Genomic DNA, 20,472 nt, shown 5'->3' on the forward strand with positions numbered 1-20,472 from the left:
TCAACTTTTCTCGGAGGGCGACACGGCTTGTTAGATCCTGCAACGTTTTCGCGAAAATCATGCAGCTTCCGATGCCCACGGTTGGCGATGACTTCACCTGGGTCACTGTCACAGGAAACGATGCCACACCGTTCAGCGGTTCGGTCTACTCGATGGATGTTGAGAGGGACCAACATTACGTCGCGGACGGGCTCGTTACACATAATTGCTGGTACGCTGTCAAAAAGACCGGCAAGGGCCACTGGGCCGGTGACCGCAAACAGACGACGCTCTGGCATATCGCGAACAAGGATCAGGACGACAAGACCGTCCACGGCACCCAGAAGCCCGTGGAATGCATGCGCAGGCCGATCCTCAACAATTCGAGCCCGGGCCAAGCGGTTTATGAACCCTTCATGGGATCAGGCACCACGCTGATCGCCGCCGAGACCACGGGCCGCGTCTGCCTCGGTATCGAACTGAACCAGGCCTATGTCGATGTCGCGGTCCAGCGCTGGCAGAAGTTCACGGGGAAACAGGCCGTCCTCGATGGCGCTGGAACCTCGTTCGACGAGCTCAAGATCAAAGACGATTGAGGCATGCATGACTTGGCTCTATTTTCCTCCGGGCGCAATTCCGGAACCGAAGACGCATGCCTCTTCGGTCTCTCGCTCTGCTCCGGCGCAGGCGGGCTCGACCTCGGGCTTACCATCGCCTTGCCCGGATATCGAACTGTGGGCCATGTCGAACGGGAAACCTTCGCCGCAGCCACTCTCTTGGCGCGGATGGAAGACGCGTCCCTGGATCAGGCTGTTGTCTGGGACGATGTTGCAACCTTCGACGGCCGACCGTGGCGCGGCGCAGTGGACATCGTCACTGCGGGCTATCCGTGCCAGCCATTTAGCGTTGCGGGCAAACGCCAAGGGACGGCAGATCCACGCCACCTCTGGCCGCATGTCGCCCGCATCATCGGCGAAATCAAACCGCCCTTCGTCTTCCTCGAGAATGTCGCCCATCATCTCCGCCTCGGCTTCCCCGAAGTCGCCGCAGGACTGGTCGGCATGGGCTACCGCCTTGCGGCAGGCCTCTTTACGGCGTCGGAAGTCGGCGCGCCCCACAAACGCGAGCGGCTCTTCATCCTCGCCATCCGCGAGGGGGACGACCTGGCCGACCCCGCGCGCCTGCTCTGGCACCCGGTCGAGTGGCGGCAACCGGACGGAACTGTTGCGCCTCTGGCCGACACCGAGGGCCAGCGCCAACGAGAACCGGCAGACGAAGCCGACGCCGTCGCAGACAGCGGGCCAGCACGGCATGAACCTTGCGACGACGGCAGCGATGTGGCCGACGCCGCAGATCGACAGCTTTCGGAGCCGGGGCGGCGACCGGAAACACGAAAAGGGGCTGGACGGGATGGCGCGGGACTGGCCGACGCCGATGGCGACCGACGGCAACAAGCCGAGCGCGGGCAATCGCAAGACGGCGGACCTGACCCATGCAAGCCAGATGTGGATGACGCCGACGGCGCGGGATCACAAGGACGGGGCGACGACGCTGGCGAATACGCCGGTGAACGGCCTGCTTGGCCGCCAAGTCCTTGTGACACCGACGGTTGGGAGCGATACCTCCGAGCCGCGCCGGACCTTGAACCCGCTGTTTGTCGAGGCGCTGATGGGCTGGCCCACAGGGTGGACCGGCTTCGCCTCTGTGGCAACGGCGTGGTCCCCTTGGTTGCGGCGCATGCGCTCAGAACTCTCGCTGCTGAATTGCTGACCGATGGATGAGGCGGTGGCATGAAACAGTCCCGCCTCATGTCGCTGGTCGAGGCCGTCGCCAACGTGATCGTCGGCTACGGCGTTGCGGTCGTGACGCAGATCCTGATCTTCCCGATCTTCGGCCTGCACACGACGCTGGCGCAAAATCTCGCGATGGGCGGGATATTCACGGGCGTGAGCCTGATCCGGTCCTACCTGCTACGGCGGGCGTTCGAGGCCGTCAGGGTTGCCAGTCGCTTCGGCGGCCGTGACGCACATGGAGGACCTGCACCGCCCCATCGATGACGGCATAGTAAATCCGCCAGCGCGTGGCCTTACCGTAAAGCGCACGCCGGATCGGCATATCAAACTCGCGCGCCTCGGGCGCGATGGGGTGGGCTTCGGGCATCGTACCAAGGGCAAGAATGGTCTCGCGGATCCCCGCGAGCCAATCCTCAGCCGCCCTTGGGTTGCGATCCCGCAACCAGCTCCATGATGCAGTCAAATCATCCGCCGCATTCGGCGTGATGATCACGGGCAGCGCCTCGTCCATCTGGGCGATCAGTTCGACTTGGCGAGCGTGTCGAAGAATTGGCCTGCGTCAGTTCCCTCACCTGCACGGGCCTGCGCCAGTCCCTTGCGGATACCGGCGACGGTTTCCGCGTAATCGAGCTGGTCCTGCATTTCCTGCCACGCGGCCGCATCCATGACGACGACCGAGGGCTTGCCGTTCACGGTCAGGATCTGCGGCCGACCGGTCTCCTTGATCTGGGCGATCAGACGCGCGGAATCCCGTTTGAACTCCGTCAACGGGCTGATGTCCTTGGTGATGTTCATGGCAGACCTCCCGGCACGCATCGAATTCAGTGCGAATATAGTGCAAAACTTGATGCGCGTCGAGAGGTGCTTCGCTCAGCGCAGGGCGTAAACCCGCCCGCGGGCCTCGACTTTCTCCGAGGTCACCGCGAGTCCGAGCCTCTTCTTCAGCGCGCCTGCCATCGCGCCGCGCACCGTGTGCGACTGCCAGCCCGTCGCGGCCATGATCTCCGCAATGGTCGCTCCGTCTGGCGCGCGCAGCATGGCGATGAGCTTGGCCTGTTTGGTGCCCTCGCGCGGTGTGCGCACCTTGGGCGCGGGGTCTTTTTTGGTGGCGGTGTTGGCGTCCTCGGACTCGATGCCGATTGCTGCGAGGCCTGCAACGGTCGCAACCAGCGTGACGCCGTGGCCGTCGCCGGTCTCGCGCCAGACGGGCTCGGCCTTGTGCATGTTGGCTTCGACCTCTTCGAGGAAACCTTCTGCGAGCATGGCGCGGACCACTCTTGCAGCGGCCGCACCGCGCAGGTTGTCGGGCAGTGGTAGGGCCAAAAGGCCGTCCCGTTGGGATGCCTTGTTGAGAATGACGGTTTGGGTGTCGGTGAGTTTGGTCATTTGTGGCTCCGGGTTTGAGCCGCGCGGAATGCGTGGCTTCTACTGAGGCGAGCCCGCCGTTGGGGCGGGCTGGGATCTATGCGCGATGGCTCAGTCGTCTTGCGCGATCAGGGCAAGCAGGACGGCCGCCATGCCGCCGAGATATTCGCTGCGCCGAAACACGATCTCGTCGATCTCGCGCGCGGTGTTGATGGTGGGGTCGACCTGCAGGTCGCGTCCCATGTGCGGCATGAGGCGGGCGGCCTCGGCGTTGTAGCGTTCTGCAAGGGTGCTGGTCATCGGGCGCACTCCGCGTGCTCGCCCTCGCCAAAGGCGCTGTCGGTGATGCGCTTGAGGAGGCTGGCGTAGTATTCGAGGCTGCCAACGGCGGCCCAGCCAATCTCGTCGGGATGGCAGTTGAAGTGCTCGTCGCTGAGCGCTCGCAGTCGGGCGAGCCTCTCGTCGATCTCGGCTTTCTTTCCGATGAACGCGTTGAGCGCCGCTTGTTTGTTGCGCCGTGCTTTCTCGGCGCGGAGTTGATGGCGGGGTGTTGTGAGCGGGTTGAGGCGGGTGGTCATCCGGGCGGCTCCTTGGTTTTGCGCAACCGCTGCGCTGCTTTAGCGGGGTGGCTGCGTCGTCTTCTGATGACAGGTTCGCTCCGGGCCGAGTGATTATCCAGTATAATCGCAGCAATATCATGGCTTTAATCGCGGGACTGGGAGCCACATATGTCCACTGCCAGCCAACCTATCGGAGTGATCGCGCGGCTGCTCGACCTCTCGGAGCGGCGGGTCCAGCAGTTGAGCCGCGAGGGCGTAATCCCGAAGGCCGAACGCGGCCAGTATGACCTCATCGGGTCTGTGCGTGGCTATGTCCGCTACCTGCGCGATCAGGCGCTGAAGGCGCAGGCGGGTGCGCCAGACTATGCCGCTGAACGTGCCCGCTTTATCCGAGCACGCGCTGACCTCGCCGAGATGGAAGCCGAAGAAAAGCGCCGGTCGTTGATTGCGGCGGACCAGATCGAGGCGGCCTGGATTGCGGTGTTGGCGCTCTTGCGCACCCGGCTGCTGGCTCTGCCTGACCGGCTGGCACCACAAGCCTTTGACCAACCCACCGTCGGAGACACCCGGAACCTGATCCGAACTGCGATCCGCGAGGTGCTCGATGATCTCGCAGAGCCAGACATTGACTTTGAAACCAACCCTGAGATTGACGGGCTCGCCGATCCTGAAGCGGACAGTGGCGAAGGCACTGGCTGTTCTGAAGCCACCGCCGGATCTGGCGATCAGCGATTGGGCCGATCAGAACCGGAGGCTGAGTTCTGAGGCCAGCGCCGAGCCGGGCCAATGGCGCACGAGCCGCGCGGAATACCAGCGCGGGATTATGGAGGCGGTCTCAGACGCTGCCACCGAAACCGTTGTCATCATGTCCAGTTCGCAGGTGGGCAAAGCGCTGGCACTGGATACGCCGCTGGCGACGCCGACCGGTTGGACCTCGATGGGCGATGTGCAGGTCGGCGATATTCTTTTTGATGAGACCGGCGCGCCTTGCCGGGTCACTGGCGCCACGGATGTGATGCGCAACCGGCGCTGCTACCGCGTGTGGTTTTCGGACGGAAGCTCGATCATCGCTGATGCCGACCACCTTTGGGCAGTCGATAGCGATAGTCCAGTGCGCGCGCAGGATGCGATGAGGGACCTGTTCCATGACGATCCACCGAGCGGTCCTGACGACGAAGGAGATTGCTGAGACAGCCCATTACTTTGGTGCGAAAAAAAGGAACCGATACGCCATCCCCGTGGCGGGCGCCCTGCAGCTTCCTAAGGCTGAGTTGCCGATCCCGCCTTACGCCTTGGGCGTCTGGCTGGGGGACGGCCACAGCTACGGCTCACAGATCACCTGCCATCGGGATGATTTGGAAATCGCCGACCATCTCCGCGCCTGCGGCATGGAGGTTGAAGTCAAGTCGAAGGACAAACGAGTTCCGCATATCCTGACGCTGAAACCTAGGCTGCCTTGGCCCGACAATATGTGTCGCCGTGGCCACGACATGAATGTGCTGGGCCGCCATGGGAATGGGCAATGCGCGGAATGTGGCCGACAGTTCGCGATGCAGTGGAAGCACGGCCTTCCCGTTGATCCTATAGTGGAAGAAGGAAAGCCGTTTAGCCTGCGCTTGCGGGAGATGGGGCTGGCCAAAGATCGGAAGACGCCAGAAACTGGCAAACACATTCCGCCCACCTACCTGCGCGCCTCGATTGATCAGCGTCTGGCTCTCCTGCAGGGGCTGATGGATACGGACGGCTATATCGCTGAATGTGGTCGCTGCGAGTTCATCACGGTCCATCCGCATCTGGCCGAGGGCTTCGGCGAGCTTCTTGCCTCCTTGGGTATCAAGTTCACAGCCGTGGACAAGCAGCCAACAGTGGTGATCGACGGCGAAAGGCGTCTTGGAAACCCTGCGACGCGGTTCTCGTTCATGATCTATGACGATAAGCTGGTGTTCCGATTGGCAAGGAAGCGCGCGCGTCAGGTCTCTCGCGCGGGGCGGCGGACGACGGAAACCGAGCGGCGCCGCATTGTCGCCGTCGAGCCGGTCGAGAGTGTGCCTGTGCGCTGCATTCAGGTGGACAGCCCGAACCATTTGTATCTGGCTGGGCGCACCATGATCCCGACGCATAACACGGAGATGGTCAACAACGCCGTCGGCTATCACATCGACCACGATCCGGCGCCGATCATGGTGGTGATGCCCACCGAGCGCGATGCTGAAACCTGGTCAAAGGACCGCTTCTCGCCGATGGCGCGGGACACGCCCTGTTTGCAGGATAAGATTGCCAACCCGAAGTCGCGGGACGGGAACAACAAGATCCTGCACAAGCGGTTCCCGGGCGGGCATCTCACCATAGTCGGTGCCAACGCACCCTCGGGGCTCGCAAGCCGCCCGATCCGCTTGTTGCTCTGCGACGAGGTCGACCGCTATCCGTTCAGCGCAGGCGCTGAAGGCGACCCGGTCAACCTCGCGAAGAAGCGGACGGTGACGTTCTGGAACCGCAAGATCGTGCTGGTCTCGACGCCGACAAACAAGGGTGCGAGCCGGATCGAGGCGGCATTCGAGGAAAGTGACCAGCGCCGGTATTGGGTGCCTTGCCCCAACTGCGGCCATGAACAAATTCTAACCTGGGGACAGGTCAAATGGGACAAGGCCGAGAACGGCGGCCATCGCCCCGAAACCGCGCGCTACCACTGCGCCGAGTGTGACGCTGCCTGGAAGGACGAAACCCGCTGGGCGGCCATCTCGAAGGGCCGCTGGATTGCGGAGGCACCCTTCAATGGGACGGCAGGGTTCCATCTGAACGAGATCTATTCGCCCTGGGTGCGGCTTGAGGCCATGGCCAAGGCGTTTCTGTCGGCGCGCGCCGGTGGGGACGAAACGATGAAGACGTTCATCAACACCTCGCTGGGCGAGACCTGGATGGAAAGTGGGGAGGCGCCGGATTGGCAGCGCCTGCAGGGGCTGAAGGAAGATTGGCGTGCAGGCACGGTGCCGGCGGGCGGGTTGTTTCTGACCGCAGGGGCCGACGTCCAGAAAGACCGGATCGAGGTTGATGTCTGGGCCTGGGGCAAGGGCCTGCAAAGCTGGCTCATTGACCACATCGTCATCGATGGCGGTCCCGGCGATCCCGCCTGCTGGCAGAGACTGACTGACCTCCTGGGCCGGACGTGGGCTCACACCAGCGGCACGCCGATGACCATCGCGCGGCTGGCGATCGACACGGGCTATGAGACGGCGGCCGTCTACGCTTGGGCCCGGCAGGTGGGCTTTGGACAAGTGGCCCCAATCAAAGGCCTTGAGGGCTTCAACCGGGCAAGCCCCGTGACGGGGCCGACTTATGTCGATGCCACCATCGGCGGCAAACGTCTTCGCCGTGGTGCGCGTCTTTGGACTATCGCCACCTCGACCTTCAAGGCCGAGACCTATCGCTTCCTGCGGCTTGATCCGCCGGAGGTCACCAGCCCGGCGGATGGAGAGCGGTTTCCTCCCGGCTTTCTTCATCTGCCGGGCTGGGTCGACGCTGAATGGCTGAAGCAACTGACGGCTGAGCAGCTGGTCACGGTCAAGAACAAGCGCGGCTTCGCGAAACTCGAATGGCAAAAGCTGCGGGAACGCAACGAGGCGCTGGACTGCCGGGTCTATGCACGAGCGGCCGCGTGGATCCTGGGCGCGGATCGCTGGTCGGATGCGCGGTGGGAAGAACTCGCGGCGCAGTTTGCGGTCGCAGATGGCAGGGGTACGGCCTCTGCCAAAGGCCAGCAATCTCTACGCAAGGCACAGGTGCGCCGCGTTGAGCGGTCAACATACATGGGATGAGTTTGGGCATGGCGGATCTGGCGACATTGAAACTCCGCCGCGAGAGCCTTTCAGGACAACGTGCCTCGGGCGTGGCCCGCGTCAGCTATGACGGCAAGACGGTGGACTATCGCAGCGTCGCCGAGATCGACCGCGCCATCGAAGCGCTCGACCGTGAGATCGCTGCGGCTGAAGGCCGACGGATGGTGCGACAGGTGCGCGTGACAGCGACCAAGGGCCTCTAACCAACATGGCATTGTTCGACATGTTCCGCCGCCCCAAGCCGAGCGGCCCTGAAGCCATGCGCGCGCGTCTCGAGGGGGCGATGGCCAAGCGCCGTTTGCGCGGCTGGAACCCGCCCTTGGAAAACATCAATGCGCTGGTCGCCTCTGGCGGTCCGCGACTGCTGGCGCGTTCACGGGAGCTGGTGGTGACCAACGGCTATGCGGCGAACGCCTGCGAGGCTTTTGCGGCCAACCTCGTCGGCGACGGCATCAAGCCGTCCTCGCTCCTTGGGGACGCTAATCTGCGGGACCAGGTGCAAAAGCTCTGGCTCGCCTGGACGGATGAGGCAGACGCGGATGGCCTGACGGATTTCTACGGCCTGCAGGCCATGGTCGCGCGCGAGATGTTTGTGGCGGGCGAGTGCTTTGTGCGCCTTCGGCCGAGACGGGTGGAAGACGGGCTACCGGTACCGCTGCAATTGCAGCTTCTGCAGTCCGAGATGCTGCCCTTTGAGAAAACCGAGACGGACCCGAACGGCAATCGCATTCGCTGCGGGATCGAATTCGACCTGATCGGTCGGCGGGTGGCCTATCACTTCCGTCGCCACCATCCGGGCGACAGCACGGATCAGCGGGTGGCGCTGCCAGAGACGGTGCGGGTGCCGGCTGAGGAGGTGCTGCACATCTACCGGCCGATTGATGCAGGTCAGATAAGGGGCCTGCCGCATGTTGCGCCTGCGATGGTGCGGCTGTTCCTCTTGGATCAATACGACGACGCAGAACTCGACCGCAAAAAGACCGCGGCGATGTTCGCGGGCTTCATCACCAAGACGGCGCCGGAAGACCCGATGATGGGTGAAGGAGCAGCTGATCTCGATGGAGCCGCGATTGCCAGCCTGGAACCCGGCACCATGCAAGTGCTGCTACCAGGCGAGGATGTGAAGTTCTCAAGCCCCGCCGATGTCGGCGGTGGCTATGAGGCGTTCCAGTACCGTACGCTGCTCGCGGTCTCGGCCTCGTTGGGGCTGCCGTATCACCTCGTCACCGGCGATGTCCGGCAGGCGAACTATTCCAGCCTGCGGGCCGAGCTCGTCGAGTTCCGCCGCCGCATTGGTCAGTTGCAGCATGGGGTCATGGCCCATCAACTTTGCCGCCCAATCTGGCGGCGTTGGTTGGAGACGGCTGTGCTCTCAGGTGCCCTAGACGCAGACCCTGTGACGGCTCGGCCGGTGCAATGGATCCCGCCACGGTGGGATTGGGTCGACCCGTTGAAGGATATCCAAGCGCAGGTGCTGGCAATGGAGGCGGGGCTCACCTCGCGGCGCAAGGTGGTCGAGGCGACGGGCTACGACATCGAAGAGGTCGATCGCGAGAATGCCTCTGACGCGAAACGCGCAGCAGACTTGGGCCTGACCTATCGCGCTAGCCCCGGTGAAACGCAGGGGGCAAGGGCAACGCCCGTCCAAGAGCCCAACCCGAATTCTAGTGACGGACCGTCCGACAGTAACCCGGGCGCCGACCTACAACAGGAGTAATCCCATGAAATCCTGGTACACGATCCGTGCCCGCACCTCGGGCACGGAAGTGCTGATCTATGACGAAATCGGCGCCTACGGCGTCACGGCAAAGGGCTTTCTGGCCGAACTCGGTGCCTTGCCCGAAGATGTCGCTATCGACCTGCGTCTCAACAGCCCCGGAGGCTCGGTCTTTGATGCGGTCGCCATTTACAACGCGCTGAAGCGCCATGCGGGCGACATCACGGTCTGGATCGATGGCATCGCGGCCTCGGCGGCAAGCTACATCGCCATGGCGGGTGACATCATCGTCATGCCGGAAAACGCCTTCCTGATGATCCACGACCCCTCGGGGCTGGTGATGGGCACGGCGGAAGATATGCGGTCCACGGCCGAGGCACTCGACAAGGTCAAAGGCAGCCTGATCCAGGGCTATGCCGCCAAATCGGGCAAAACCGACGAAGAAATCGCCGCCCTGATGGCGGCCGAGACCTGGCTTGATGCTAAGGATGCGCAGGACCTCGGCTTCATAGACCGCATCGCCGAGCCCGTGAAACTCGCCGCCTCTTTCGATGTCGCGCGGTTCCGCAACGCGCCGCCAGAAGTGGTCGAAGCGGCAAGTGAGGCAGACGAGCCTGCAGGCCCTGAGCCCCAGTCCGAGGGTGTTGCAGACGCCAACACCCAGCCTGATCCTGAACAATCGGTTGCAGACGCGCCAAGCCAAGACGCAGGCGACGTCACAATGGTCGACGCAACAGCCGTCCGCGCCGAGGCCATCGCCCATGCGCGCGCTGTGATCGATCTCTGTCGCCTCGCGGGTCAACCGCAAATGGCGGGCCGGTTCCTCGAAGAAGACGTGGGCCTCGATGAGGTCCGAAATCGCCTTCTCGCGGCAAAGGCCGAGGCCACCCCCGACATCACCGCCGCCCATGCCCAACCCGGGCGTGCGGCCGCCACCCAATCCTGGGGCGATGTGATCGCCCGCACGTTCAAGACGAAAGGCTAACGCATCATGACCACGCTCACAGAAGGCAAACACGCGGGCGGCTTCCTCGTCTGGGAAGTGCTGCGCGATTACACCCGAGAAACCATCACCGTCGCCTCGGGGGCTGGAAAGCTCGAGCCCGGCACCGTGCTCGGCAAGATCACAACGGGCGGCAAATACACAGGCCTCGCCCCCTCTGCGACGAACGGAAGCCAAAATGCCGCCGGCATTCTCTGGGCTGGCGTCGATGCCACGGCGGCTGATGGACCGGGCGTTGTCGTCCTGCGCGGGCCCGCGCTTGTGAACCAGCATGAGCTCGTCTGGCCCGATGGTGTGACCGAGGCCCAGATCACTGCCGCCACCACGGCTTTGGCCGCGCTTGGCATCATCCTGCGCTGAGCCCTCTGACATAAGGATTCCCAAACATGGCAACCATGGACATCTTTGAGGGCGACGCCTTCAGCATCATCGAGCTCACCCGGGCTCTGGAAAACATCCCCTTCAAACCGGCAATTCTGTCGGGTGCGGGCCTCTTCGGCTCGCGCGGCGTGCGGCAACGCACCGTGATGATCGAAAGCCGCGATGGCACGCTGTCGCTCATTCCGTTCTCGGAGCGGGGCTCTGCCTATGAGCAGCAGGTGCCCGAACGGCGCGACATGCGCGCTTTCGTGTGCCGCCAGTTCAAGAAGCAGGACGTACTTTGGGCTTCAGAAGTCCAGGCCATCCGCGATTTCGGCTCGGAAACCGCCACTCAACAGGTGCAGACCGAAGTCGCCCGCAAGATGGGACGGCTCAGGAACGACGCGGAGGCCACCTTCGAGTTCCACCTCTTCAACGGCATCCAGGGTGTGGTGAAGGATCCCAAGGATGGGGCCACGGTCATCAACTACTACACCGAGTTCGGCATCACCCCGGCGGCAGAGGTCGATTTTGATCTCGACAACGCGAGCCCGGCCTCGGGCGCACTGCGCAAGCGCTGCCAGGCGCTGATCGAAAGCGTCGAGGACAGCCTCGGTGGGCTTGCTGCCGGTCAGGTGCAGTTGCGCGCCGAATGCGGCTCGGCCTTCTTTGCCGATCTCGTCGCCCACAAGGAGGTGCGCGAGACCTATCTCAACACCGCAGCTGCCGCCGATCTGCGTGGCCGTGTGGGTGAAGAGGTCAGCTTCGGCGGCATCACCTTCCGCCGCTATCGCGGGGGCCTCGGCTTCGGCGTGCCGACTGACAAGGCGTATTTTTATCCCGAAGGCGTCGAGGGGCTGTTCGAGATTTACTACGCACCAGCCGACACGTTCGAGACGGTGAACACGCTGGGTCTGCCGCTCTATGCGCGCATGATCCCCGATCGCGACCGTGACGAATGGGTGCGCCTCGAGATCGAAAGCAACCCGCTGCCGATCTGCACCCGCCCGCAGGTGCTGCGCTCGGCCAAGCGGACCTGATGAGCGCCTTCGCCGATGCTCTCGGGGCGTTGTTCCTCGATGCCAATCTCTCGGTCGAGATCTGGCATCGGGACAGCGAAGGGCAGTTCACCCGCGCGCGGGCCATCCTCCGCCGTCCGGATGAGGTCACCGAGTTCGGGGCGGCGCGGCTTCTCTCAGACACCACCCGGATCGACGTTCGGGTGGCGGATATTCCAGATCCTCGGTCTCAGGAACAGATCCTGATCGGGGATGAAACCTTTCTGATCCAGGGCGAGCCGCGCCGTGACCGCGAGCGGCTGATTTGGACGATAGAACTGACCCCCGCATGAAGCTTGGCATCGACATTACACCCGACCTCGTCGCCGTGATGGCCGCCGAGATCAAGGCGGGCGAAAAGGCCGTCAGCGCCGCGATGCGCGAATCTGGCACTGACCTGAAATCCGCCTGGCGCGGGCAGATCACCCAAGCGGGGCTTGGCCGTCGCCTCGCGAATTCGATCCGGAGCCAGACCTATCCAAAGGCTGGTGAAAGCCTCAAAGCGGCGGCGCTGGTTTGGTCGAAGGCCCCGGTCATCGTCGGCGCGCACGACACGGGCCCGCTGATCCGCTCGAAGGACGGGTTCTGGCTCGCCATCCCGACTGCGGCTGCTGGCACAGGCCTGAAAGGTGGCCACATCACACCGGGCGAGTGGGAACGGCGGCGGGGGCTAAGGCTGCGGTTCGTCTATCGCCCACGCGGTCCGAGCCTGCTGGTGGCAGACCGCGCTCGGATCAACAAACGCGGTCAAGCGGTGGCATCGCGCTCGAAGACCGGCCGCAACCAGGTCACCGCGCCGATCTTCCTGATGGTGCCGCAGGTGAAACTGCAAAAGCGGCTGGATCTCGACCTCGATGCTGAGCGAGTGCTCGACAGCGTGCCGGGGCTTATTGTGGCGAACTGGGTGGAGGGAAAATTATGGTGAGGCTACCGCTTGCGATACCAGCGAAGGTTTTCATCATCCTTGCCGGCGTCTTCCACACCCGGAAACGCGTGCAAGGTGGCTCGAAAATCGCGGCCTAGCCGACGTGCAGCACCTGCATCCTCTGGCCAATCCTCTCCCAGAAGATCTCGGAGATTAAACTCTTGGCCGTGAGGCAAGCCGTCGATCCGTTGCGCGATGACCGCGCGGAGTTGTTCAAACACTTCATGATCTTCCATTCTCAACCAATGCAAGCATAGCATGTCCTCCTGTCGCGAAACCATCCTTTCCGCCCTGCATGCGAGGCTTTCGACGCTTCCTGCGGCCGTTCTACGCGGTGAGGTTCTCCCCGAACGCGTGCCTGCGGAAGGCCTGCTGATCCTGCGTGATGGTGATCCGGGCCAACCGGATGTTTCGATGTCTCCCCTTGCGTATCATTACGAGCACGACGCTGAAGTCGAGGCTGTTGTACAAGGCCTTGATCGCGACGAGCGCCTTGACAAGCTCTGCAATGACGTTGGTGCAGTGCTTGCAGCCGACCGGACGCTGGGCGGGCTGTGTGACTGGGCCGAAGCGAAGGCACCACGCACCGTCGATCTGCCCATCGAAGGTGCAGCAACACTCAAGGCTGCGATCGTGACGGTGAAACTTCACTATACGTCGCTGGAGGCATAGCTTTGCAAGACGAAAAACAAGATGCTCATTTCTCAAAACTAGGGTCGAACATTGTAGACAATTAGCTCAATCTCTCCGCCGTCTGCCAGGTTGTAACTCTCAGAAACTCGAAGTTCGGCATCGACCTCAAATACGCAGCGGCTTTCGACGTTACCAAAAATGGTGATGTCACATCCTTCAATCAGTCGCCTCGCCTCCCTTCCGGCGTCGAATTGAACCGTGAAGCGACCGAGATCGCTCTGAAAGTAGATTGTATCTCCAAATATTGTTCCCAACCCGCCGGTGAGAGTTGCAGTTTTTCCATTCAACTGCGTATGCAGTTCAGAAATCTGCTCCATTAAGTCCAGAACTTCACCAGTCTGGGTTTCTTCAGCCAATGCCGGACCAGCTAGTGCAAGTGTGAGCAGAGGTGCCGCTACGAGACTAGACCACTTCATCTATTGAATCCTTCTACGGTTTGATCGTGCACGATTGCATGAGTGCAATGAGGGCAAGCGTTATTCCAATTATTCCTACGGCAATCTTCACCAGTGGGCCACTATCTGTTCGAGCGAGGATTGGCGAACTTGGCCTGTAGGGTCAAGAAAAGTTTTCCGCTAGAGAAGGACGACCAAACATGGCACGAGCCCAAGGGGCGCGGGCGCAAATGGCGCTTGCGTTTGAGACCACCTATGGAACGCCGCCAGCGAGCGGCTTCACCAAGATGCCCTTTGCCAGCACCTCGCTGGGGGCTGAACAACCGCTGCAGACATCGGAACTGCTGGGGTACGGCCGTGATCCGCAGGCCCCGATCAAGGATGCGGTGACGGCGGACGGTGATGTGGTCGTGCCGCTGGATGCCGAGGCGTTCGGCTTCTGGCTCAAGGCTGCGTTCGGCGCCCCGACAACCACCGGGGCCGGACCCTACACGCATGAGTTCCGCTCTGGAAACTGGGCGCTGCCGTCGTTCTCGGTCGAGACCGGCATGCCTGAGGTGCCGCGTTTTGCCATGTATTCTGGGTGCATGGTCGATTCCTTGAGCTGGCAGATGGCCCGGTCCGGATTGCTGACCGCGACAGCCAGTATCGTGGCGCAGGGTGAAGCCATCAACTCAAGCACGGCGGCAGGCACACCCGCCACGATCGCGCTAAGACGCTTTGGTCATTTCAACGGGTCGATCACGCGGAATGGGGCCAACATCGGTAACGTTGTCTCTGCCGACCTTACCTATGCCAATAATCTCGATCGCATTGAGACGATCCGGGCGGACGGCAAAATCGACGGCGCGGACCCGTCGATTGCCGCACTGACCGGGAATGTCGTCGTGCGCTTCGCGGACCAAACGCTGGTGACGCAGGCGATCAACGGCGAAGCGTGTGAGCTTGAGTTCTCCTACACGCTGCCCACGGGCGAGACCCTGACCCTGACCGCCCACGCTGTCTATCTGCCGCGTCCCCGGATCGAGATCTCTGGCCCGCAAGGCGTGCAGGCGACCTTTGATTGGCAGGCGGCCAGTGATCCGGTGCTGGGCCGGATGTGCACCGTCACACTGACCAATGACCGCGAGGAGTACTGATCATGCTACGACTGAACCTGTCGAATGAACCGCGCTGGCTCGACTTGGGCCATGGTGTCCGACTGCTCGTAGAGCCGCTGACCACGGCCATCATGTTGGCCGCGCGGAGCGATCCGGCGATTGTCGCCGCAGGGGCAGATGATGAAGGGGATGCGTCCAACGACGATCTCGCCCGGATCGTTGCCAAGGCCGTGGCGCGCATTGTCGTGAAAGATTGGGACGGCGTCGGTGATGAGGACGGAAAGCCATTGCCCCTGACGCCCGAGGGCATCGACGCCCTGCTGGAACTCTGGCCGATCTTCGAGGCCTTTCAGACGACATACATCGCGGGCGCGTTTATTCTGGATGCGGAAAAAAACGCCTGACCGCTCTCGCCGAGTGGGAATTCGGCGGGGGCGGTGCGTATTGCGCGGCATGTTCCTCGTCCTGCCCGGACTGCCCGCGCAGTTTGCATAAACCGTTGACCCTCGAGGGCTGGCAGGTCTGGGATCTGGTGCAGCGGCTTGGCGGCCAGGTTCGGGTGGCGGGCGGCATGAGCGGCGGCGCGGTTCTTGGCTGGGATATGGGCGCGGCCCTGCAACTCGGTGCCGCCCTTGGGCTCTCGCCGCTTGTCCTCGCGGAACTCCTGCCGCCCGTTGAGGCGGTGATGGTCCGCAAGATCAATGAACAGTCGGGCTCAGGCCGCCTCGAGGGGTTTGATGCCTGAGACATCGATTGTCTCGCGCGCCCGCGCCAGATCCCAGGCGCGCTGCAGGTTCATCCAGTATTCCGGCGTTGTCGAGAAAAACCGGGCGAGGCGCATTGCCGTGTCGACCGTGAGGGCCGTCTGACCTTTGATCAGGCGTTCGATCCGGGTTCGGGGAACCTCAAGGCGTGTCGCGAGGGTGATTGCGCTCATCTCGAGCGGGCCGAGATACAGTTCCGCCAGAACTTCGCCGGGATGGGACGGGTTTGTCATGAGGCTCATGTCGGGCCCTCCTAATGGTAGTCGACGATCTCGACCTGTGCAGGTCCCTGATCGGTCCAGATGAAACAGATGCGCCATTGTCCATTGATGCGCACCGAATGTTGTCCTGCGCGATCCCCGCTCAGGGCTTCCAGATGATTGCCCGGCGGAAACCGTAAATCTTCAACTAAGACCGCCGCGTCCAATGCAGAGAGCATGGCGCGGGTGCGTTTGACCAAATCGGCCGGAAACCCTTTGCCAAAGCGGTCCTGAACCGCTGCAGCGGCAAGCTTTCCACGTGTGCTGACGATCATGGCGTCATGTATCACGACGTGATACACATTGCAAGGAGGCCTTATGGCAGAGAAACGTGTCAGCGTCCGGCTCTCCGCGACCGGCGGCCGCCAGGTGCGTGCCGAACTCGAGGGTGTCGGAGAGGCGGGCGCACGTGGCATGGGGCGTCTCTCGCGTGAGATGGAACAAGCCAATGCCCGTATGGCAGCCTTTGCGCGCCGGGCACGGATCGCGGCGACGGCTGCAGCCACGGCCCTTGCTGCTGCCGTCGTCTCGATGACCCGCTCGACCGTGACAGCCGCCAACGAAATCAACCAACTCTCCCAGGTCGCCAATGCCGCTCCGGAGGTCTTCCAGCGCTGGTCCGCGGCCTCGGCCACCGTGGGCATCGAACAAGAAAAGCTCGCCGATATTCTGAAGGACGTGAATGACCGCGTGGGGGATTTCCTGCAGACGGGCGGCGGCCCGATGGCCGACTTCTTCGAGAATATCGCGCCGCGTGTGGGTGTGACAGCAGACCAGTTTGCCCGGCTTTCGGGGCCGGAGGCGCTACAACTTTATGTCGACAGCCTCGAGCGCGCGGGTGTCAGCCAACAGGAGATGACCTTCTATCTCGAGGCCATGGCGTCCGACGCCACGCGGCTCATTCCGCTGTTGCAAAACGGCGGCGCGGAAATGACCCGGCTTGGCGCGCAGGCGCAGGTGCTTGGCGCGGTGCTCGACGCCGACGCCATCGCTGCGATGCGTCGGTCAGAACTGGCGCTGGTCAGTATCGAGCAGGTTTTTATCGGCGTGCGCAACCGGATTGCCGTGGCACTGGCGCCCACGCTTGAGGCGGCCGCGAACGCCTTCTTGGCGCTGGCCTCTTCGACCAGCCCGATCAGTCGGGCCTTCGATGCGGTGCTCGCAAATCTCGACCGGCTCGCGATCTATGCTGGGACCTTTGCCACGTTTCTTGCCGGACGCTGGGTGGCCGCCATGGCCGCCGCCGCGCTGTCGGTACGGGGCTTGGCCACCACGCTTGTCGTGCTGAAAGGCGCGCTTATCCGCACGGGGATCGGTGCTCTGATCGTGGGTGCGGGCGAACTGGTCTATTGGTTTACGCGTCTCGCTACTGGTGCTGGTGGGTTCGGCGAGGCGATGCGGCTTTTGAAGGACGTCGCGGTCGAGGTCTGGGACCGGATCAAGATGGGCGCAAACGCGGCCGGATCGCGCGCCACAGCCATGTTTTATGATCTCAAAGCCGATGCCGCGACCGGCATGGCAGGCGCCATCGAGAGTTTGGTCGCCTTTGGAAACACCACCGCCAACACCTTCGAGGGCGCACTTCTCGCCGTGCGCGAGATCTGGTCGCGCCTGCCGGATGTGATCGGGGATCTGGTCTTCTCGGCGGCCAACCGCATGCTCGACGGTATCGAGGCCATGCTGAACGGCGCAATCCGCCGAATTGACGCCTTCACGGGGCGCATTCGGGATGCGTTGGCGGCGGTCGGCATCAAGACCACCTTTGGCCAGATCGGAGAGATCAGCCTTAGCGACATCCCGAACCCTTTCGCAGGCGCCTCCGCTGATGCAGGGATCGCTGCAGCAGAGGCCTTTCGCCGAGCCTTCGAGGATAACCCACTTACTGTTCCCGATCTTGGCCTTGATGGCATTGCCGTCGATGCGCTGGAAACAGCCAATCTTTACCGGCGTGCCGCCACGGATCTCGCGACTGGTGCAACGGCTCCACTTACCTCCTGGGGCGCACTTCGCGATGCCGTTGCAGGCACGGGTGAAGAAGGCGCGGCGGCGCTGGATGAGGCCACGGCTTCCGCGGATCGGTTGTCTGATGCCATGGGGCGTGCCGGTGGCGCGGCTGGCAGTGCCGGAGATCGGATCGCTACCGGGTGGCGTGCAGTCTCGGAGTCCCTTCAGGCCTATGCGAAGGATGCGCTGAACTGGGGTAAAGGTCTCGGCGAAACCCTAACGGGCGTTTTCAGTGGCGCGGAAAGCGCGTTTCGGAGCTTTGTTGAGACCGGCAAGTTCGACTTCAAAAGCCTCGTGCGCTCGATCCTGGCAGACCTCGCGGTTCTGTCCTTTAAGCGTGCGGTGCTGGGGCCCATTGCATCTGCGCTCTCCGGCATCTTTGGCGGCGGGTCTGTTGCTGCGGCGGTGTCACATGCAGGCGGTATTGTCGGGTTGTCGGGCCATAGCCGCACGGTGCCTGCGATGGTCTTCGCTGGTGCTCCCCGGATGCATTCCGGTGGGACCGTGGGGCCGGTTGGCTCCTGGGCTGGGCTCCGCACCGACGAGGTCCCGACGATCCTGCAGCGCGGGGAACGGGTGCTGAACCGACGCGAGGCAGCGAACTACGGACAAGGCAGCACTGGCGCGGGCGTCACCGTGAACATCGACGCGCGCGGGGCGCAGATGGGCGTGGCTGAACAGATCGACGCGAAGCTGCGTGCGGCGATCCCGGAGATCGCGCGCATTGCCAAGGAAAGCGTGGCCGATGGCCGACGCCGGGGTCAGGTGATCTGAGATGGCCATTCTTGTCTTGCCGTTGACGTTGGTCACGGCACTCGAACGGCGGCTCGTGACCTCGGTCGCGGAAGCACGCTCGCCCTTCACCGGCACGTCGCAGATTCAGGATTGGGGAGCATCGTGGTGGGAATACCAGATCGAGATGGCGGTGACACAAGGGGCGAAGGCCCGGCGGTTGTCGGCCTTCTTCACCGCGCTTGGTGGATTGCGGGGCCGGTTCCTCTTCCCCGATCCCTCGATCGAGGGGCCGCTGACGGCTGGGGTCCCGAGCGTGACGGACACGCAGGCTGCAGGCGCCTCAACCTTGCAGACGTCCTACTGGGGGCTTGGACTTCGAGCCGGGGATTTCTTCCAACTCGGGTCCGATGCCACAACCCGGCTCTATCAACTGACCGAGGATGTGACGCCCTTGGGGTCGGCAGCGACGATCCACTTCGTGCCGCCGCTGCGCACGGCGGTGCCTGCCGGGACACTCCTCGGGCTGGATAAACCATCGGTACTTCTGCGCCTGACCGCCCCGGTGCCAACCGTGGTCGGCCGGGCGGATCAGCACCGATTCACGCTGTCAGCGCGGGAAACCCTTTAACCAGAGAGACCCTCTAATGAGCCGTGATCTCACCGTCGCCTTCGCCACTGCGCTGGCCGATCAAAACCTCAGGCCAGTGATCTTCTTCGAGGGCCAGTTTGCGACAGGCTGGGTCCGGATCTGGTCGGGGCTGGGAGAGGTCAGCTGGAACGGCGAAACCTGGTCCGGGGCCGGATCGCTCCTGGGGCTTGGGGCCATCGACGAAACCGGTGAGGTGGTCGCGGGCGGCACCGCCGTCTCGCTTTCAGGCGTGCCGCTGGACCTTGTTCAAATGGCCATTGAGGAAGCGCGGCAGGGACTGCCGGGGCGGATCTGGCTGGGGCTCTTGGCCGAAGATGGCAGCATCATCGCCGATCCGGTCCAGGCCTTCTCGGGCCGCCTCGATGTGCCAGAAATCAAGGACGACGCAGACACCTGCACGATCACCATCAGCTATGAAAGCCGTCTCATCGATCTCACCGTCGCGCGGACCTGGCGCTACACCCATGAAAGCCAGCAGGCGCTATATCCGGGCGATCTCGGGTTTGAATATGTCACCGCGATCCAGGATCGGGAACTCACCTGGGGGCGGGGATAGTCAGCGTTTTGCGGCCGATGGCATCGGCTTTGGAGTGTTCATGCGCAGCAATTGCGGGTAGCCCGCGCGGCACCGGCCTTGCATGTTGGAGATGCTCGGTCGGTCTTCGGGGCAGTCACGGGCAATTATATCGAGCGCGCTTGGCAGGGGTGTGGACGGCCCCACGATCTCGCAGAACCGTGCTTTAGAATACCGCCCGAAACGGCCGCAGACGGGGCAGTTGATCTCGACGGTCTCAAATGGAAAATCCGAAGCGCGCATGCCCGTGCATTTACCCCCTGATCAAACGATGGCAAGAGAAACCCATGCGACTGGACAATTGGCCCATCCTGCTCGCCGAGGCGCTTGAAACCGCCCGAGCCCGCCCCTTTGCCTGGGGCGTCCACGACTGCCCCACCTTTGCCTTTGAAACCCGCACGCGCCTCACCGGCGGCGAGGACACCGCCGCACTCTGGCGGGGACGCTACACCACGGCGCTTGGTGGGCAGCGCGTGATGCGCCGCCTTGGCTGGGCCTCACTCGAGGAGATGGGCCACGCCTTGCTGGGCGCCCCACGTCGCGGCGTTCTGTTTGCCCAACGCGGCGACATCGTCCTGGCCGACACCGGTCTCGGCTTCGGCATCTGCACGGGCGCCGAGGCCGTCGGCATGGCGCCCGAGGGGCTGGTGACGGTCCCGTTACCCTCCTGCCGTCTTTCCTGGCCCGTCTGACCCCGGACATCTC

Annotated in this window: 30 protein-coding genes and 1 pseudogene; 22 read left to right on the forward strand and 9 right to left on the reverse strand. The window is 63.2% G+C overall.

Going from position 1 to position 20,472, the window contains the following annotated elements; translation table 11 throughout:
* The 4 genes and pseudogenes from C6W91_RS18195 to C6W91_RS18210 all read left to right on the forward strand — a co-directional run.
* On the forward strand, nucleotides 1-575 hold a 575-nt coding region (locus C6W91_RS18195), incomplete at its 5' end, for a DNA methyltransferase (protein ID WP_370571267.1).
* A 3-nt stretch (nucleotides 576-578) separates the two neighbouring features.
* Nucleotides 579-1,085 (forward strand): annotated as a pseudogene (locus C6W91_RS18200) (DNA cytosine methyltransferase); the annotation flags it as partial.
* Between the two features lie 205 nt (nucleotides 1,086-1,290).
* Nucleotides 1,291-1,749 carry a hypothetical protein gene (locus tag C6W91_RS18205; RefSeq protein ID WP_370571314.1) on the forward strand — a complete coding sequence of 153 codons (459 nt, stop codon included), beginning with the start codon at nucleotides 1,291-1,293 and terminating at the stop codon, nucleotides 1,747-1,749.
* A 20-nt stretch (nucleotides 1,750-1,769) separates the two neighbouring features.
* Nucleotides 1,770-2,036, forward strand: a complete 267-nt coding sequence (locus tag C6W91_RS18210) for a hypothetical protein (protein ID WP_370571268.1) — start codon at nucleotides 1,770-1,772, stop codon at nucleotides 2,034-2,036.
* Here the strand turns inward: C6W91_RS18210 and C6W91_RS18215 are convergent.
* The 5 genes from C6W91_RS18215 to C6W91_RS18235 all read right to left on the reverse strand — a co-directional run bounded on the left by C6W91_RS18215 (nucleotide 1,972) and on the right by C6W91_RS18235 (nucleotide 3,715).
* Complete coding sequence (locus C6W91_RS18215; protein ID WP_370571271.1) at nucleotides 1,972-2,283, reverse strand: type II toxin-antitoxin system RelE/ParE family toxin; 312 nt, start codon at nucleotides 2,281-2,283, stop codon at nucleotides 1,972-1,974. The two genes, C6W91_RS18210 and C6W91_RS18215, sit on opposite strands and share 65 nt — an antisense overlap.
* A gap of 8 nt (nucleotides 2,284-2,291) precedes the next feature.
* Entirely contained in the window at nucleotides 2,292-2,567 is a 276-nt protein-coding gene (locus C6W91_RS18220) for a type II toxin-antitoxin system Phd/YefM family antitoxin (RefSeq protein ID WP_370571272.1), read from the reverse strand.
* Between the two features lie 75 nt (nucleotides 2,568-2,642).
* A complete protein-coding gene (locus tag C6W91_RS18225; protein ID WP_370571273.1) occupies nucleotides 2,643-3,158 on the reverse strand; it encodes a DUF3489 domain-containing protein in 516 nt (171 codons plus the stop codon).
* A 90-nt stretch (nucleotides 3,159-3,248) separates the two neighbouring features.
* Nucleotides 3,249-3,437, reverse strand: coding sequence for a hypothetical protein (locus tag C6W91_RS18230; RefSeq protein WP_370571274.1), 189 nt, complete (start codon nucleotides 3,435-3,437; stop codon nucleotides 3,249-3,251).
* Entirely contained in the window at nucleotides 3,434-3,715 is a 282-nt protein-coding gene (locus C6W91_RS18235) for a hypothetical protein (RefSeq protein ID WP_370571275.1), read from the reverse strand. The genes C6W91_RS18230 and C6W91_RS18235 overlap by 4 nt, the downstream gene beginning before the upstream one ends.
* Before the next feature lie 150 nt (nucleotides 3,716-3,865).
* On the opposite strand from C6W91_RS18235, the gene C6W91_RS18240 reads away from it, so the two are divergent.
* The 10 genes from C6W91_RS18240 to C6W91_RS18285 are packed head-to-tail and all read left to right on the forward strand — an operon-like array spanning nucleotide 3,866 to nucleotide 12,593.
* A complete protein-coding gene (locus C6W91_RS18240) occupies nucleotides 3,866-4,462 on the forward strand; it encodes a terminase small subunit, Nu1 (protein WP_370571276.1) in 597 nt (198 codons plus the stop codon).
* Nucleotides 4,377-4,886: a phage terminase large subunit family protein gene (locus C6W91_RS18245; RefSeq protein WP_370571278.1), complete on the forward strand. Its 510-nt coding sequence runs from the start codon at nucleotides 4,377-4,379 to the stop codon at nucleotides 4,884-4,886. Before C6W91_RS18240 ends, C6W91_RS18245 begins: the two co-directional genes overlap by 86 nt.
* Nucleotides 4,887-4,935: 49 nt before the next feature.
* Nucleotides 4,936-7,509 carry a terminase gpA endonuclease subunit gene (locus C6W91_RS18250; RefSeq protein WP_370571279.1) on the forward strand — a complete coding sequence of 858 codons (2,574 nt, stop codon included), beginning with the start codon at nucleotides 4,936-4,938 and terminating at the stop codon, nucleotides 7,507-7,509.
* Nucleotides 7,510-7,517: 8 nt separating this feature from the next.
* Nucleotides 7,518-7,733, forward strand: coding sequence for a phage head-tail joining protein (locus C6W91_RS18255; RefSeq protein ID WP_370571280.1), 216 nt, complete (start codon nucleotides 7,518-7,520; stop codon nucleotides 7,731-7,733).
* Nucleotides 7,734-7,738: 5 nt separating this feature from the next.
* Nucleotides 7,739-9,247, forward strand: a complete 1,509-nt coding sequence (locus C6W91_RS18260; RefSeq protein ID WP_370571281.1) for a phage portal protein — start codon at nucleotides 7,739-7,741, stop codon at nucleotides 9,245-9,247.
* 4 nt (nucleotides 9,248-9,251) lie between these two features.
* Nucleotides 9,252-10,232, forward strand: a complete 981-nt coding sequence (locus C6W91_RS18265) for a head maturation protease, ClpP-related (protein WP_370571282.1) — start codon at nucleotides 9,252-9,254, stop codon at nucleotides 10,230-10,232.
* A 6-nt stretch (nucleotides 10,233-10,238) separates the two neighbouring features.
* Nucleotides 10,239-10,610 carry a head decoration protein gene (locus tag C6W91_RS18270; RefSeq protein ID WP_370571284.1) on the forward strand — a complete coding sequence of 124 codons (372 nt, stop codon included), beginning with the start codon at nucleotides 10,239-10,241 and terminating at the stop codon, nucleotides 10,608-10,610.
* Nucleotides 10,611-10,636: 26 nt separating this feature from the next.
* The gene (locus C6W91_RS18275) at nucleotides 10,637-11,650 is read left to right on the forward strand and encodes a major capsid protein (protein WP_370571285.1); all 1,014 of its coding nucleotides are present in this window, start codon (nucleotides 10,637-10,639) and stop codon (nucleotides 11,648-11,650) included.
* Entirely contained in the window at nucleotides 11,650-11,961 is a 312-nt protein-coding gene (locus C6W91_RS18280) for a hypothetical protein (RefSeq protein WP_370571286.1), read from the forward strand. The genes C6W91_RS18275 and C6W91_RS18280 overlap by 1 nt, the downstream gene beginning before the upstream one ends.
* Complete coding sequence (locus tag C6W91_RS18285) at nucleotides 11,958-12,593, forward strand: DUF6441 family protein (RefSeq protein ID WP_370571287.1); 636 nt, start codon at nucleotides 11,958-11,960, stop codon at nucleotides 12,591-12,593. The genes C6W91_RS18280 and C6W91_RS18285 overlap by 4 nt, the downstream gene beginning before the upstream one ends.
* Before the next feature lie 2 nt (nucleotides 12,594-12,595).
* Here C6W91_RS18285 and C6W91_RS18290 read toward each other — a convergent pair whose 3' ends face one another.
* Nucleotides 12,596-12,829 carry a DUF1413 domain-containing protein gene (locus tag C6W91_RS18290; RefSeq protein ID WP_370571288.1) on the reverse strand — a complete coding sequence of 78 codons (234 nt, stop codon included), beginning with the start codon at nucleotides 12,827-12,829 and terminating at the stop codon, nucleotides 12,596-12,598.
* Nucleotides 12,830-12,851: 22 nt separating this feature from the next.
* Between C6W91_RS18290 and C6W91_RS18295 the strand changes: the two genes are divergently transcribed.
* Nucleotides 12,852-13,265 (forward strand): acyl-CoA transferase, encoded by a 414-nt coding sequence (locus C6W91_RS18295; RefSeq protein WP_370571289.1) that lies wholly within the window; start codon nucleotides 12,852-12,854, stop codon nucleotides 13,263-13,265.
* 38 nt (nucleotides 13,266-13,303) lie between these two features.
* Here the strand turns inward: C6W91_RS18295 and C6W91_RS18300 are convergent, their stop codons facing one another.
* Entirely contained in the window at nucleotides 13,304-13,702 is a 399-nt protein-coding gene (locus C6W91_RS18300) for a hypothetical protein (protein ID WP_370571290.1), read from the reverse strand.
* 179 nt (nucleotides 13,703-13,881) lie between these two features.
* Here C6W91_RS18300 and C6W91_RS18305 point away from each other — a divergent pair, with 179 nt between their 5' ends.
* The 3 genes from C6W91_RS18305 to C6W91_RS18315 all read left to right on the forward strand — a co-directional run bounded on the left by C6W91_RS18305 (nucleotide 13,882) and on the right by C6W91_RS18315 (nucleotide 15,526).
* Complete coding sequence (locus C6W91_RS18305; protein WP_370571291.1) at nucleotides 13,882-14,820, forward strand: phage tail tube protein; 939 nt, start codon at nucleotides 13,882-13,884, stop codon at nucleotides 14,818-14,820.
* Between the two features lie 2 nt (nucleotides 14,821-14,822).
* Nucleotides 14,823-15,185 (forward strand): hypothetical protein, encoded by a 363-nt coding sequence (locus tag C6W91_RS18310; protein ID WP_370571292.1) that lies wholly within the window; start codon nucleotides 14,823-14,825, stop codon nucleotides 15,183-15,185.
* An 83-nt stretch (nucleotides 15,186-15,268) separates the two neighbouring features.
* The gene (locus C6W91_RS18315) at nucleotides 15,269-15,526 is read left to right on the forward strand and encodes a hypothetical protein (RefSeq protein ID WP_370571293.1); all 258 of its coding nucleotides are present in this window, start codon (nucleotides 15,269-15,271) and stop codon (nucleotides 15,524-15,526) included.
* Here the strand turns inward: C6W91_RS18315 and C6W91_RS18320 are convergent.
* Both C6W91_RS18320 and C6W91_RS18325 read right to left on the reverse strand, forming a co-directional pair.
* The gene (locus tag C6W91_RS18320; RefSeq protein ID WP_370571294.1) at nucleotides 15,497-15,787 is read right to left on the reverse strand and encodes a HigA family addiction module antitoxin; all 291 of its coding nucleotides are present in this window, start codon (nucleotides 15,785-15,787) and stop codon (nucleotides 15,497-15,499) included. The two genes, C6W91_RS18315 and C6W91_RS18320, sit on opposite strands and share 30 nt — an antisense overlap.
* Nucleotides 15,788-15,798: 11 nt before the next feature.
* Nucleotides 15,799-16,080, reverse strand: a complete 282-nt coding sequence (locus C6W91_RS18325) for a type II toxin-antitoxin system RelE/ParE family toxin (RefSeq protein WP_370571313.1) — start codon at nucleotides 16,078-16,080, stop codon at nucleotides 15,799-15,801.
* A gap of 43 nt (nucleotides 16,081-16,123) precedes the next feature.
* On the opposite strand from C6W91_RS18325, the gene C6W91_RS18330 reads away from it, so the two are divergent.
* From C6W91_RS18330 to C6W91_RS18345, 4 genes are all read left to right on the forward strand, one after another.
* The gene (locus C6W91_RS18330) at nucleotides 16,124-18,583 is read left to right on the forward strand and encodes a phage tail tape measure C-terminal domain-containing protein (RefSeq protein ID WP_370571295.1); all 2,460 of its coding nucleotides are present in this window, start codon (nucleotides 16,124-16,126) and stop codon (nucleotides 18,581-18,583) included.
* A gap of 1 nt (nucleotide 18,584) precedes the next feature.
* Nucleotides 18,585-19,172, forward strand: coding sequence for a hypothetical protein (locus C6W91_RS18335; RefSeq protein WP_370571297.1), 588 nt, complete (start codon nucleotides 18,585-18,587; stop codon nucleotides 19,170-19,172).
* 16 nt (nucleotides 19,173-19,188) lie between these two features.
* Nucleotides 19,189-19,749, forward strand: coding sequence for a hypothetical protein (locus C6W91_RS18340; RefSeq protein ID WP_370571298.1), 561 nt, complete (start codon nucleotides 19,189-19,191; stop codon nucleotides 19,747-19,749).
* Nucleotides 19,750-20,054: 305 nt separating this feature from the next.
* Nucleotides 20,055-20,459 carry a hypothetical protein gene (locus tag C6W91_RS18345; RefSeq protein WP_370571299.1) on the forward strand — a complete coding sequence of 135 codons (405 nt, stop codon included), beginning with the start codon at nucleotides 20,055-20,057 and terminating at the stop codon, nucleotides 20,457-20,459.
* Nucleotides 20,460-20,472 lie beyond the last annotated feature (13 nt).

The organism is Phaeobacter sp. SYSU ZJ3003 (genome assembly GCF_041300735.1).
In the GTDB taxonomy this organism is placed as follows: domain Bacteria; phylum Pseudomonadota; class Alphaproteobacteria; order Rhodobacterales; family Rhodobacteraceae; genus Phycobacter; species Phycobacter gallaeciensis_A.